This is a genomic window from Lacibacterium aquatile (assembly GCF_042683105.1).
Classification (GTDB): domain Bacteria; phylum Pseudomonadota; class Alphaproteobacteria; order Elsterales; family Elsteraceae; genus Lacibacterium; species Lacibacterium aquatile.
This window is the reverse complement of record NZ_JBHUIP010000004.1, coordinates 254,743-267,109: the sequence shown is the minus strand read 5'-3', so window position 1 is coordinate 267,109 and position 12,367 is coordinate 254,743. Positions and strand designations below refer to the sequence as shown.

Here is a 12,367-nt window from a genome sequence, read left to right as displayed (position 1 = left end):
ACCTGATGTGCAAGATGAGCTCGAATATCAGGGAGAGTGAGGTGCGCGCGATCTGTTTCATCGGGGCCAGCACGGTCGAGGGCATGGGGGACAAGGAGGGGATCGGTTGGCCCGGTCGTCTGCGTCCCTATGGCTTTCACGGCACGGCGACCTTCTACAATCTCGGCATCCGGGGACAGCCGGTCGCGGCTATTGCCAAGCGCTGGCGGGCGGAGTGCGAGCAGCGGATATCTACCCCAAAGGATGGCGCGGTCGTGCTGTCCTTTGGCGTGAATGATACAGCGCAGTTCGAGGATGGCAGCCCCATCGGAAATATCGCCCAGGCCATCGAGGATGCCGCCGCCGTGGCCGAGGAATGCCGCGCTACCTATCGCACGCTGTGGGTCGGGCCGCTGGCGGTGAACGAGGCCAAGATGCCGTTCTTTTCACGCCTGCACGGCAAGAACCTCTATTTCCGGAACGAGCGGCTGTCGGCCCTGAACGAGGGTTTCAAGGATGCCGCCGCCATGGCGGGGATCGCCTATGTCGATGCCTTTACGCCGCTCTCGCAGAACCCGGAATTTGCAGAGGCTTTGGCCCGCAGCGATGGGCTGCATCCGGACGGGCAGGGGTATGCGCTGGCGGCGGAAGTGGTGGGCACCAGCGAGGGCTGGCGGGGCCTGGCGCGGGGGTGACCTCCGACTTGTCATCCCTCTGTCGTCATCCCGGGACTTGATCCCGGGATCTCCTTCGGGGGCATTTCCACACTGTCTCAGGAAGAATTGGTCAGGCTCTCGGAGGAGATCCCGTGGTCGAGCCACGGGATGACGAGGTCTTTTGAGAGCCTAAAGACTAACCGCAGCCCGCGCGGCCTGATCGTAGAGGCCGGAGATTGCCCGCAGCAGGCTGGCGAGCTCGCCGACCTTATCCTCCGAGGTGCCGATTTCGGCGAAGGCATCCATCAGGCAGCGCTCGCGCACCTCGCGATAGGCTTCGCAGGCGGCTGTCCCGGCCTCCGTCGCGCGGTAGAAGACTTCCTTACCCTGGCGCCGGGTGCTCAACATGCCTTGCTTGACCAGCTTCTTCAGGCCATAGGCCACGATGTGGTTATCTTCGATATTCAGCATGAGGCAGATATCAGAGAGGCGCTTTTCCCGCTGGCGATGGGCGCAGAAATGCAGGATCAGTACGTCCAGACTGGACAGATCCGGTTGCCCCGCCGCCGCCATGCAGCGCACGATCCAGCGCGAGAAGGCATTGCTGGCCATGATCAACGCAAATTCGGCTTCCGATAAAGCAGCCCCGCGCTGCGAGACGAGATGGGCGCTGGAAACAATCGGCTGACGAGGCATTACGCGCGTCCTGACGTTGACAATTTATAGATATTATGTCAGCGATTTGCCTATCCGTACAGTCCTTGAAAAGGGGTAAACCTATGGCTGGCAAGTGGCAATTCTGGATCGATCGTGGCGGCACTTTTACAGATATCGTCGCGCGGCGTCCCGATGGCAGCCTTGCCACCAAGAAGCTCCTGTCGGAAAACCCCGAACGCTATAGCGACGCTGCCGTGCAGGGTATCCGCGAGTTCCTGGGCGTCGAGACAGGTGGTACCGTTCCGGCCCATGAGGTCGAGGCGGTCAAGATGGGCACGACGGTCGCGACCAATGCGCTGCTGGAGCGCAAGGGCGCCCGCACGCTGCTGGTGATGACTGCAGGCTTCAAGGATGCGCTGCGGATCGCCTATCAGGATCGCCCGGACATCTTCGCCCGCCAGATCGAACTGCCGGAACTGCTGTACGAGAAGGTCGTCGAAGTCGACGAACGTGTGATGGCCGACGGCACGGTCGAAACGCCGCTGGATCTGGATAAGGCCAGGAGCGGTCTGACCGCCGCTTTCAACGACGGCATCCGCGCTGTCGCCATCGTGCTGATGCATGGCTATCGCTTTACGGCGCATGAGAAAGCGTTGGCCGCTCTCGCCAAGGAAATCGGCTTTACCCAGGTATCGGTCAGCCATGAGGTCAGCCCGCTGATGAAGCTGGTCGGGCGGGGCGATACCACTGTCGTCGATGCCTATCTGTCGCCGATCCTGCGCCATTATGTGGAGCAGGTGGCGGGCGAACTGGGCGATGTGCGCCTGATGTTCATGCAGTCGAACGGCGGCCTGACCGACGCTTTTGCTTTCCAGGGCAAGGACGCGATTCTGTCCGGCCCCGCAGGCGGCATCGTCGGCGCGGTCGAAACGGCGCAGGCGGCCGGCTTCGGCAAGATCATCGGCTTCGACATGGGTGGCACTTCGACCGACGTGTCGCATTTCGCAGGCGAATACGAGCGGGCTTTCGACACCCGCGTCGCCGGGGTGCGCATGCGCGCGCCGATGATGCAGATCCACACCGTTGCTGCCGGTGGCGGTTCGATCCTGTTCTTCGACGGCTCGCGCTTCCGCGTCGGCCCCCATTCGGCAGGTGCCAATCCAGGCCCGGCAGCCTATGGCCGGGGCGGCCCGCTGACGGTGACCGACGCCAATGTGATGGTCGGCAAGCTGGATCCGGCTTTCTTCCCCAAGGTATTTGGCCTGAATGCCGATCAGCCGCTGGACAAGGCCACGGTCGAGCAGAAGTTCAAGGCCCTCGCCGCCGAGGTCGAAAAAGGCATCGGGCTGAAGCGTTCGCCTGAAGAGATCGCCGATGGTTTCCTGAAGATCGCGGTCGAGAATATGGCCAACGCGATCAAGGAAATCTCCATCCAGCGCGGCTATGACGTTACGCATTACACCCTGTGCAGCTTTGGCGGTGCCGGTGGGCAGCATGCCTGCCTCGTCGCCGACAGCCTGGGCATGACCAAGGTCTTCCTGCATCCGCTGGCAGGCGTTCTGTCGGCCTATGGCATGGGGCTGGCCGACTTCCGCATCATGCGCGAAGCCTCCGTCGAAGCGCCGCTCGCCGCAGAGCTGCTGGCGCAACTCGATAAGACGCTCGACGGGCTGGCCGTCGAAGGCCGCAAGGAACTGGCGACCCAGGATATCGCCGAAGCGCAGATCGAGATTCAGCGCACGGTCCGTATCCGTTACGAAGGCACCGATGCCTTCCTGATCGTCGATATGCCCAAGGGCGGGGACCGACTGGCCGGTCTGGTCGAAGGGTTCGAGGATGCCCATCGCCGCCGCTATGGTTTCATCGTGCCGTCCAAGCGCCTGATCGTCGAAGCCGTCGCGGCCGAAGCCATCGGCAGCATGGAACGTCCGCAGGAGCCGAAGGTGGCGGGCCGGACGTCGGGTGCGCCGGAAGCGCTGGCGACCTCCACCATCTATGCGGCGGGCGCTTTCCATAAGGCGGGCGTCTTCGACCGGCTGAAACTGCAGGCGGGCGACAAGGTCGCAGGTCCGGCGATCATCACCGAACCGACCGGCACTAACGTCATCGAACCCGGCTGGGAAGCCGAGATGACCGAAGCCGGGCATCTGGTGCTGACCCGCGTGGTGCCGCTGGAGCGTGCCGTTGCCGTTGGGACGACAGTCGATCCGGTGATGCTGGAGGTCTTCAACAACCTCTTCATGTCGATCGCCGAGCAGATGGGCTCGACCCTCGAGAACACCTCGCATTCCGTCAATATCAAGGAACGCCTGGACTTTTCCTGCGCGATCTTCGATGGCGGCGGGCAGTTGATCGCCAATGCGCCGCATATGCCGGTGCATCTGGGGTCGATGGGCGACTCGGTGCAGACGATCATCCGCCTCAACAAGGCGCAGATGAAGCAGGGCGACGTCTATGTCCTGAACGCACCCTACAATGGTGGGACGCATCTGCCGGACGTCACGATCATCTCGCCGGTCTATCTGGCCGATGGATCGGGGCCGCTGTTCTATGTCGCCAGCCGGGGTCACCATGCCGATATCGGTGGCATCACGCCGGGCTCGATGCCACCGGATTCGGTGACCGTCGATGAAGAGGGCGTGCTGATCGATAATTTCAAGCTGCTCGACGGCGGGGTGCTGCAGGACGCGGCGATGCGCGCTTTGCTGGCTAGCGGTAAATATCCCGCCCGCAATATCGATCAGAACATGGCCGATCTGGGCGCCCAGGTGGCGGCGAACGAAAAAGGCATCCAGGAACTGCGCCGCATGGTCGATCAGTTCACCCTGCCTGTCGTCCAGGCCTATATGGGCCACGTGCAGGATAATGCCGAGGAACAGGTCCGCCGGGTCATTCAGGTCCTGAAAGACGGCAGCTTTGCCTATGAGCTGGACAACGGCGCGGTGATCAAGGTCACGGTGACCATCGACCATAAGGACAGGTCGGCGAAGATCGATTTCACCGGCACCACGGGTCAGTTGCCGAACAATTTCAACGCCCCCTCCAGCGTGGCGCGGGCGGCGGTGCTCTATGTCTTCCGCACCCTGGTGGACGACGAGATCCCGATGAACGCGGGCTGCCTTAAGCCGCTCGATATCGTGATCCCGGACGGCTGCATGCTCAATCCCGCCTATCCCGCAGCCGTGGTGGCCGGGAATGTGGAGACCAGCCAGGTGGTGACCGATGCGATCTATGGTGCACTCGGCGTCATGGCGGGCGCCCAGGGTACCATGAACAACTTCACCTTCGGCAACAGCCGTCACCAGTATTATGAAACCATCTGCGGCGGCAGCGGTGCCGGTCCGGGCTTCGAAGGCACGGATGCCGTCCATACCCATATGACCAATAGCCGTCTGACCGACCCGGAGATCCTGGAATTCCGTTTCCCGATCCTGCTGGAAAGCTACGAGATCCGTCGCGGTTCGGGCGGTAAGGGCAAATATCGTGGCGGTGACGGCACGATCCGACGCTTGCGGTTCCTGGAAGAGATGACGGCGGGCATTCTGGCCAATCGTCGCCGGGTAGCTCCCTTTGGTCTGGAAGGCGGGGAGGCGGGTGCCCTGGGTATCAACTATGTCGAACGCGCATCCGGTAGCCGCGAGGACTTCGGCGCCACCCATCGGGTGGAAATGAAGCCCGGTGACGTGTTCGTCATCGAAACCCCGGGCGGCGGCGCCTATGGCAAGTAGCAGAGCTTAAGACAAAATCTCTCCGTAAGATTAGTTTCAAAAATCTGTCACAGTCCTTAACAAAGCGAGTCGCAAATAGACGGAGAAGCTGTTTCTATTGATGGGTAAATGAAGTCGGCTGGCCGCCTGAACGGAAACGGCCGACCACACCCTGGGGGAACAGCGGATGGCATTAGGACTCAGAGGACGTCTCGTCCTCGGATTTTCCAGCCTTGTATTAGTCTTGGTTGCCGTCGTCGGCACCTCGATTGTCCGGGTAGGTGCGCAACGGTCGGTCGTCGATACGATGGCCTCCAAGAGTGTGCCGACGGCAATCGCCGGCCAGCGGCTAGCCGGGGCCGTCCATGCGACGCTGGAGGGGCTGCGCGCCTCCATGATGACCCGGTCGGCAACCGATAAGGCAAACTGGGCCGAGGCCTGGAAAACCGTTGATGCCATGAAGGCGGAACTGGACCGGCTGACGCTGGACAACGCAAATGATCAGGCTGTCTGGGCCGAGGTCGTAAGTTCACTGACCCATCTGCGCAGCCGCCAGGATTCTGTGATCGCCCTTGTCGGCACACCCGCTGAGACGCCTGGCATGGAACTCTTCGTCAAGGAAGTCGAACCGGCACTCGGTAAGATGGGCGAGGCGGCGCGGAAGCTGCTGGACGAAGAGGCCCGCAATGCACAGGCCGAAGGCCGCATCGGCGTCCTACGTCCCATGGCCAACATCGGATCGGCTGCCGCGGCCGCTGCGGGCAACCTGCAGGGCTTCCTGCTCACAGGGCAGGAGAAGCTGTATCAGGCGTCGCAGGAAGCCATCGCGAATGTCGGCAAGTCCGCTTCGAGCCTAAGCGTTCGTCGCAAATCCTTGAGCGAGGCCCAGGCCGCTGCCATGGATGAACTCCTGGCGCTGGTCGAGGATCTGGATCCCAAACTCGAGATTCTCCACGCCAGCCGGGTCAGCGACGGTTGGAATATGGCGAGCAAGACCTTCGATGGCGAAGTCCTGCCCGCTGCAACCAAGGTTCTTACTGTTCTGGAAGGCAAGGGCAGCGAACTGGGCTTCGTCGGGACCCAGGTTTCCGAGCTTCAGCAAGACGCCGCCGGGGTTCGCACCAATGCCGAGGAACTGGTGATCCTGCTGCTCGTCATGCTGGGGGCGGCGATTGTGGTCGCGACCGGCATTCTCTGGGCGACGCAACGGGCCATCGTGCCGCCGCTGCTTCGGATCACCCAGGCGATGGGGCGGTTGGCCGAGGGTGAACTGGGCCTTGCCATCCCGGAAACGGGCCGCAAGGACGAGGTCGGCCGCATGGCGTCGGCCCTGCAGATCTTCAAGGATAATGCCGAACAGGTTCGCCGCATGGAAGAAGAAGCCGGGCAGGAGCGTCAGGCTGCACGCGTGCGGCAGCGCAATGCCTTGCTAGAGATGGCGGATAATTTCGAAACCGCCGTCGGGACCGTGGTCGAGCAAGTGGCGGTTGCCGTTCACAAGCTGTCCGACGGCGCCCAGCATCTGGCACAGACCGCACGCCAGACCCTGGACCGCAGCGAAACCGTGGCAACCTCAGCGGCACAGGGTAATCAGAATGTGGCGACCGTTGCCGCCGCGACCGAGGAACTGTCCAGCTCTATCTCCGAAATCAGCCGCCAGATGTCGGAGGCCAATCAGGTCGCTGCCAGCGCGGTCGAGGAAGCCAAGAATACCGACCGCTCCGTCCAGACCCTGGCGGAGACAGCCCGTCGCATCGATGATGTGGTGAAGCTGATCCAGGACATCGCTGCCCAGACCAATCTGTTGGCCCTCAATGCGACCATCGAGGCGGCGCGGGCAGGGGATGCGGGCAAGGGCTTTGCCGTCGTGGCCTCGGAAGTGAAGGCGCTGGCAAATCAGACCGCCAGCGCGACGGAGGATATCCAGGCCCAGGTGGCCGCCATCCAGCGCGAAACCGAGGTCTCAGTCAAAGCGATCAGGGGCATCGGCACCACCATCGACCGCATCAGCGCCATCACCGCCGGTGTGGCTGCTGCCGTGGAAGAGCAGGGCGCCGCCACGGCTGAAATTAGCCGCAATATCGCCGAAGCTGCCGACGGTACCCAGTCGGTCGCCAGCGTCATCGGTGAAGTGCATAACGCGGCCGAACTGACCGGTTCTGCTGCCGACAATCTGAAACAGGTGTCTGGCGGGCTTTCCGTCGAAGCCGACAGATTAAAACTGGAGGTCGGCCGTTTTCTTGCCAATGTCCGCGCTTAAGGTTGCGACCAGGACTTCAAAAAACAAGAAAGAGGCAGCAAATGCGTGGTCTGATCATTGCGGGCGGTCTGTTGGCCGTTCTGGGTATCGCTGGGCTGGTTTTTGGCGGTGTGCCCTATAAAGAAAAAGAGCAGGTGCTTAAGCTCGGCCCCATCGAGGCGACCGCCACCCAGGAGAAAACTGCCTCGATCCCGCAGCCGATCAGCATCGGGCTTATCGTCATCGGTGCCGGTGCTGTGTTATTGGGGATGCGTAAGCGTTCCTGATAACAAGAAACAGTCCGGGTGGGGGAAACAGCGCGATGCCGATGGTCGTCAATTGCGCAGTCTATGAAAACGGCCGCCGGGTTGCGGACCTCACCCTGGACGAACTGAAGGACCGACCCAGGAAGCCGGGAAGCTTCGTCTGGGTCGGTCTTCATGAACCTGACGAAGAGACGCTGTCCACTGTCCAGCAGGCGTTCAATCTGCACCCGCTGGCGGTCGAAGACGCCCATCGCGCCCATCAGCGCCCCAAGCTCGAACAATATGGCGACGATATCTTCCTGGTCCTGCGCACCGCACATCTGGGGAAGGACAATAAACGCGAGCTTGGGGAGACCCATGTCTTTGCCGGGCGTGGCTATGTCGTCACTGTCCGCCATGGCGCCTCCAGCTCCTACGCCCTGGTTCGCGCCCGTTGCGAGGCGGCGCCGGCGCTTTTGAAGCATGGTGAGGATTACGTCCTCTATTCGATCATCGACTTCGTGATCGATAATTATATGCCGCTGGCTGAATGCCTGGAGGATGCCGCGACCCAGGTTGAGGAACAGGTGCTGTCCCAGACCGCAGGACGTGAGACCGTGGCCCAGGTCTATCGTCTGAAAAAGGAGATCATGGAGGTACGCCGCTCGGTCGTTCCAGTTATCGACATGGCGGCACGCCTGATGCGCCCAGATAATCCGCTGGTCGACCCGAACATCCGCCCCTATTTCCGCGACGTGCAGGATCATGCGATCCGGGTGGTCGAAAATCTCGATAACGTGCGCGATCTACTGACTGCGGCTGTCGACGCCGGTTTCGCCTACCTGTCGATGACCCAGAACGATGTCATGCGGCGCTTGGGTGCCTGGGCGGCGATCCTGGCCGTTCCGACGGCAATTGCGGGCATATATGGCATGAATTTCGAGGTGATGCCGGAATTGCGCATGACATTCGGCTATCCGACCGTCGTTGCGACCATTCTGGTCATCTGTGTCGTGCTGTACCGCATGTTCCGTAAGCGCGGCTGGCTTTAGTCAAAATAAAAGAGGGCCGGATAACCGACCCTCTCGCATTCCTTGAAGCTGCCGACGCCTTTAGGCGCGGGCGAGATTCTGGTTCACGAAGTCCCAGTTCACCAGATTGTCCAGGAACGACTGCACGAAGTCCGGGCGGCGGTTCTGGTAATCGAGATAATAGGCATGTTCCCAGACGTCGACCGTCAGCAGCGCGGTCTGACCATGGGCCATCGGCAGATCGGCGTTCAGGGTCTTAGTGATCTTGAGAGCGCCATCTTCAACAACGAGCCAGGCCCAGCCAGCGCCGAACTGACCAACGGCGGCGGCCTTGAACTGTTCCTTGAAGGCATCGTAGGAGCCGAAGGCTTCGTCAATCTTGGCGGCGATATCGCCGGTCGGCTGCCCGCCGCCCTGCGGCTTCATGCAGTTCCAGAAGAACGTGTGGTTCCAGATCTGCGCGGCATTATTGAAGACGCCACCCTTGGCAGGGTCCTTTGCCGACTCGAGAATGATCTCCTCGAGGCTCATCTGGGACATCGGGGTGTCCTTGACGAGGTTGTTCAGGTTGGTCACATAGGCGTTGTGATGCTTCGCATGGTGGAAGCTGAACGTGTTCGCCGACATGTGGGGTTCCAACGCATTGGCGGCGTAGGGCAGGGGCGGAAGTTCAAAGGCCATGGTGTCCCTTCTTTCTTTTTCGTTTGAAGCAGCTAGGTTTGCGGTGTCCAGCTGTAGCTCTGATAACCGGAAAATCGGCAGTTTGGAACCCTTTGTAAATTATGGATATCGCCCCGCTACGACTGCGCTATTGTCCCGCCGTCCAGAAAGAGGGTTTCGGTTGAATGTCTGATGCGCCGCATGATTTCTGCCTCGGGGAACTGAAGGCACACGACCATCCGCGTTTCCTGGTTGCGCTTCTTGCCCCATCTGAACATCGGGACGGCCTTTCAGCGCTGTTTGCTTTCAACCTTGAAATTGCCAAGACCCGCAGCGTGGTGCGCGAAGCCATGATGGGGCAGATCCGCTTGCAATGGTGGCGGGATGCATTGGCCGAGATCTACGAGGGCCGGGAGGTGCGCAAGCACCAGGTTGTCCAACCATTGGCAGAGGCCATTAGCCGTTATTCTCTGCCGCGTCAGCGCCTGGACAAAATGATCGATGCACGGGAGGCGGATCTGGAACCCCATCCACCTGGTACGCAGGACGGATTTGAGAGCTATGTCTCCGACACTGCCGGTGAATTGGGCGAACTGACAGCTCTGATCTTAGGCGCCGATCCGCTCGAAAGCCGAGCGGCAGCAGAAGCTTATGGCTTTGCCGGGCTGCTGGTCGCCATCCCTCACCGTGCCATGGCCGGGCGGATAGATTTGCCTCTCGACAGGATTGCACAAAGCGGACTTACCGCACGCGACATCCGGGATGGGATCCGACAAGAGTTACTGCCTCCGCTGATTGAAGGCCTAGCCAAGCTTGCGCATGACCGGCTGTCTCTGATCAGAGGAATGACCAATCGCAGAAGCAAGGCCGCTCTATTGCCGGCGTTACTTGCCAAGCGCGAGGTCGCCCGCCTCGAGAAAGCCGGTTGGAATCCCTTCAAAGTTGTTCCGTCGCCTTATTTTTCTGTTTTACTGCGAATGATTTTCGGAGTTATCTCGGGAAGATTGTAAAAACCTCAATTTTTAATTTGATATTAATGGTTTAATTCGCTCAACTCCGAATGATTTTTCTTCTGGAGTTGATGATGTTTCGAAAATCACTACCTTTGCTGGCTGCGTCGGGGGTTTTAATCGCCCTTAGCGGCTGCGCAACAATCGTCGAAGGTACCAGCCAGAGCGTTCTGGTTAAGACGGAACCGGCGGAAGCTAAGTGCGAGGTTTCGAAAAATGGCAGTGTCTTGGCCGTTGCCAATCCGACACCTGCCAGCGTCGTTCTTTCCAAGAGCAAGGATGATCTTCAGGTTAATTGCCAGAAGACCGGCTACCGGAATGCTGACGGCAAACTCACATCGAGTTTCCAGGCAATGACTTTAGGCAATATTCTGCTGGGCGGGGTCGTCGGCGCGGTCATCGACCAGGGTTCCGGGGCAGCCAATCAATATGAACCGGAGATCTTGGTGTTTCTCAATCCCGAGAAATTCAACTCGGAACAACAGCGGGATGAATTCTACCTTCGCCGGTCGATGTTCATTCGAGAGGAAACCAAGAAAAAGCTCGATAAGATCAAAGCCGAATGCCCTTCTTCGACCCCAGATAACTGCCAAAGCAAGATCGACGAGATGAACAAGGCAACGGACGAGAGGCTGAACCAGCTCGAGGTCGAGAAAGCCTCGGCGACCATCGCAGCCGTCTCTTAAAAAAAACAGGCCCGCAAGGGCCTGTTTTAATTACGTCCTATGCCACTTTCGCCAACCAAGCGGCGCAATCGGCAAGAGCGCGCTTTGCCTGAGCAGCTTTTTTCTCGCGCCCACGGAATTTGCCTTCGATTTCGGGGAACAGGCCGAAGTTGATGTTCATCGGCTGGAAGGTGCTGGCTTCGGCACCGCCGGTGATGTGATTAACGAGTGCGCCCAGGGCCGTGGTGGCAGGCGGGACTTCGAAGCTCTTGCCCAGACGCTCGGCAGCGGCAAAGCGCCCGGCGAGTAAGCCGACAGCCGTGCTTTCCACATAGCCTTCAACACCGGTGACCTGACCGGCAAAACGCAGGGACGGGCGCGCCTTGAGCTTCAAGGTGCGATCCAGCAGACGCGGGGAGTTGATGAAGGTATTGCGATGCAAGCCGCCCAGGCGCGCGAACTCGGCATTCTCCAGGCCTGGGATCATACGGAAGATCCGCGTCTGTTCGGCATACTTCAGCTTGGTCTGGAAACCGACGATGTTATAGAGCGAGCCCAGGGCATTATCCTGGCGCAGTTGCACCACGGCATAGGGCCAGCGGCCCGTGCGCGGATCATCCAGGCCGACTGGCTTCATCGGCCCGAAACGCAGGGTTTCCGCCCCCCGTCCGGCCATCACCTCAATGGGTAGGCAACCTTCGAAGTAGGGCGTCGACTTTTCCCATTCCTTGAAGTCGGTCTTTTCGCCTTCAAGAATGGCCGCGATGAAGGCCTGATATTCTTCCTTGTTCAGCGGGCAGTTGATGTAGTCCTTGCCCGACCCGCCGGGGCCTTCCTTGTCATAGCGTGACTGGTACCAGGCCAGATCGAAATTGATGCTGTCCTTATGGACGATGGGCGCGATGGCATCGAAGAAGGACAGGCTTTCCTCGCCGGTAAACTCCCGGATCGCCTCGGCCAGCGGGGCAGAGGTCAGGGGGCCGGTAGCGACGATGACGCTGTCCCAGTCTTCGGGCGGCAGACCCACGATCTCTTCGCGGCGAACCTCGATCAGGGGTTCGGCTGCGATAGCGGCGGTCACAGCATCGGCAAAGCCGTCGCGATCCACAGCCAGGGCGCCACCGGCCGGAACCTGATGGGCATCGGCCGCCTTGAAGATCAGCGAACCGGCCTGACGCAGTTCGGCATGCAGCACGCCAACGGCATTGAACTCATGATCGTCCGAGCGGAAGGAGTTGGAGCAGACCAGTTCGGCGAGCTTGTCGGTCTGATGCGCGTCGGTCCCGCGCGTTCCCCGCATCTCATGCAAGATCACGGGCACGCCCTGTTTTGCCAATTGATAGGCCGCTTCCGACCCAGCAAGACCGCCGCCGATAACGTGAACTGGTTGCATGGGATAGTTTCCTTCAAGGCACAAAAACAAAAAGCCGTCATCCCGTGGCTCGACCACGGGATCTCCTCCGGGGTCATTTCCACGAGATCACGGCAGTAATGGACAATCTCCCGAAGGAGACCCCG

The 12,367-nt window shown here is 60.5% G+C and carries 10 protein-coding genes; 7 read left to right on the top strand and 3 right to left on the bottom strand.

Going from position 1 to position 12,367, the window contains the following annotated elements; all coding sequences use genetic code 11:
- The first annotated feature begins 41 nt into the window (after positions 1–41).
- Complete coding sequence (locus ACFSM5_RS06880) at positions 42–674, top strand: GDSL-type esterase/lipase family protein (RefSeq protein ID WP_379875565.1); 633 nt, start codon at positions 42–44, stop codon at positions 672–674.
- 150 nt (positions 675–824) lie between these two features.
- Here the strand turns inward: ACFSM5_RS06880 and ACFSM5_RS06875 are convergent, their stop codons facing one another.
- The gene (locus tag ACFSM5_RS06875; RefSeq protein ID WP_379875564.1) at positions 825–1,331 is read right to left on the bottom strand and encodes a winged helix DNA-binding protein; all 507 of its coding nucleotides are present in this window, start codon (positions 1,329–1,331) and stop codon (positions 825–827) included.
- A gap of 83 nt (positions 1,332–1,414) precedes the next feature.
- Here ACFSM5_RS06875 and ACFSM5_RS06870 point away from each other — a divergent pair, with 83 nt between their 5' ends.
- The 4 genes from ACFSM5_RS06870 (at position 1,415) to corA (ending at position 8,535) form a co-directional block, all read left to right on the top strand.
- Complete coding sequence (locus ACFSM5_RS06870) at positions 1,415–5,020, top strand: hydantoinase B/oxoprolinase family protein (RefSeq protein WP_379875563.1); 3,606 nt, start codon at positions 1,415–1,417, stop codon at positions 5,018–5,020.
- Positions 5,021–5,186: 166 nt separating this feature from the next.
- Positions 5,187–7,259 carry a methyl-accepting chemotaxis protein gene (locus ACFSM5_RS06865; RefSeq protein WP_379875562.1) on the top strand — a complete coding sequence of 691 codons (2,073 nt, stop codon included), beginning with the start codon at positions 5,187–5,189 and terminating at the stop codon, positions 7,257–7,259.
- A gap of 41 nt (positions 7,260–7,300) precedes the next feature.
- Complete coding sequence (locus tag ACFSM5_RS06860) at positions 7,301–7,525, top strand: hypothetical protein (protein WP_379875561.1); 225 nt, start codon at positions 7,301–7,303, stop codon at positions 7,523–7,525.
- A 35-nt stretch (positions 7,526–7,560) separates the two neighbouring features.
- Positions 7,561–8,535: a magnesium/cobalt transporter CorA gene (gene corA, locus ACFSM5_RS06855; protein WP_379875560.1), complete on the top strand. Its 975-nt coding sequence runs from the start codon at positions 7,561–7,563 to the stop codon at positions 8,533–8,535.
- A gap of 60 nt (positions 8,536–8,595) precedes the next feature.
- Here corA and ACFSM5_RS06850 read toward each other — a convergent pair whose 3' ends face one another.
- The gene (locus ACFSM5_RS06850; protein ID WP_379875559.1) at positions 8,596–9,195 is read right to left on the bottom strand and encodes a superoxide dismutase; all 600 of its coding nucleotides are present in this window, start codon (positions 9,193–9,195) and stop codon (positions 8,596–8,598) included.
- Between the two features lie 164 nt (positions 9,196–9,359).
- On the opposite strand from ACFSM5_RS06850, the gene ACFSM5_RS06845 reads away from it, so the two are divergent.
- The gene (locus ACFSM5_RS06845) at positions 9,360–10,184 is read left to right on the top strand and encodes a phytoene/squalene synthase family protein (RefSeq protein ID WP_379875558.1); all 825 of its coding nucleotides are present in this window, start codon (positions 9,360–9,362) and stop codon (positions 10,182–10,184) included.
- A gap of 50 nt (positions 10,185–10,234) precedes the next feature.
- Positions 10,235–10,870 (top strand): hypothetical protein, encoded by a 636-nt coding sequence (locus ACFSM5_RS06840; RefSeq protein ID WP_379875557.1) that lies wholly within the window; start codon positions 10,235–10,237, stop codon positions 10,868–10,870.
- A gap of 37 nt (positions 10,871–10,907) precedes the next feature.
- Here the strand turns inward: ACFSM5_RS06840 and trmFO are convergent, their stop codons facing one another.
- A complete protein-coding gene (trmFO, locus tag ACFSM5_RS06835) occupies positions 10,908–12,242 on the bottom strand; it encodes a methylenetetrahydrofolate--tRNA-(uracil(54)-C(5))-methyltransferase (FADH(2)-oxidizing) TrmFO (RefSeq protein ID WP_379875556.1) in 1,335 nt (444 codons plus the stop codon).
- Positions 12,243–12,367 lie beyond the last annotated feature (125 nt).

Coding starts and splice junctions, on each gene's coding strand:
- ACFSM5_RS06875 (WP_379875564.1), bottom strand. CDS start 1,331: ATGCCTCGTCAGCCGATTGTTTCCAGCGCCCATCTCGTCTCGCAGCGC.
- ACFSM5_RS06870 (WP_379875563.1), top strand. CDS start 1,415: ATGGCTGGCAAGTGGCAATTCTGGATCGATCGTGGCGGCACTTTTACA.
- ACFSM5_RS06865 (WP_379875562.1), top strand. CDS start 5,187: ATGGCATTAGGACTCAGAGGACGTCTCGTCCTCGGATTTTCCAGCCTT.
- ACFSM5_RS06860 (WP_379875561.1), top strand. CDS start 7,301: ATGCGTGGTCTGATCATTGCGGGCGGTCTGTTGGCCGTTCTGGGTATC.
- corA (WP_379875560.1), top strand. CDS start 7,561: ATGCCGATGGTCGTCAATTGCGCAGTCTATGAAAACGGCCGCCGGGTT.
- ACFSM5_RS06850 (WP_379875559.1), bottom strand. CDS start 9,195: ATGGCCTTTGAACTTCCGCCCCTGCCCTACGCCGCCAATGCGTTGGAA.
- ACFSM5_RS06845 (WP_379875558.1), top strand. CDS start 9,360: ATGTCTGATGCGCCGCATGATTTCTGCCTCGGGGAACTGAAGGCACAC.
- ACFSM5_RS06840 (WP_379875557.1), top strand. CDS start 10,235: ATGATTTTTCTTCTGGAGTTGATGATGTTTCGAAAATCACTACCTTTG.
- trmFO (WP_379875556.1), bottom strand. CDS start 12,242: ATGCAACCAGTTCACGTTATCGGCGGCGGTCTTGCTGGGTCGGAAGCG.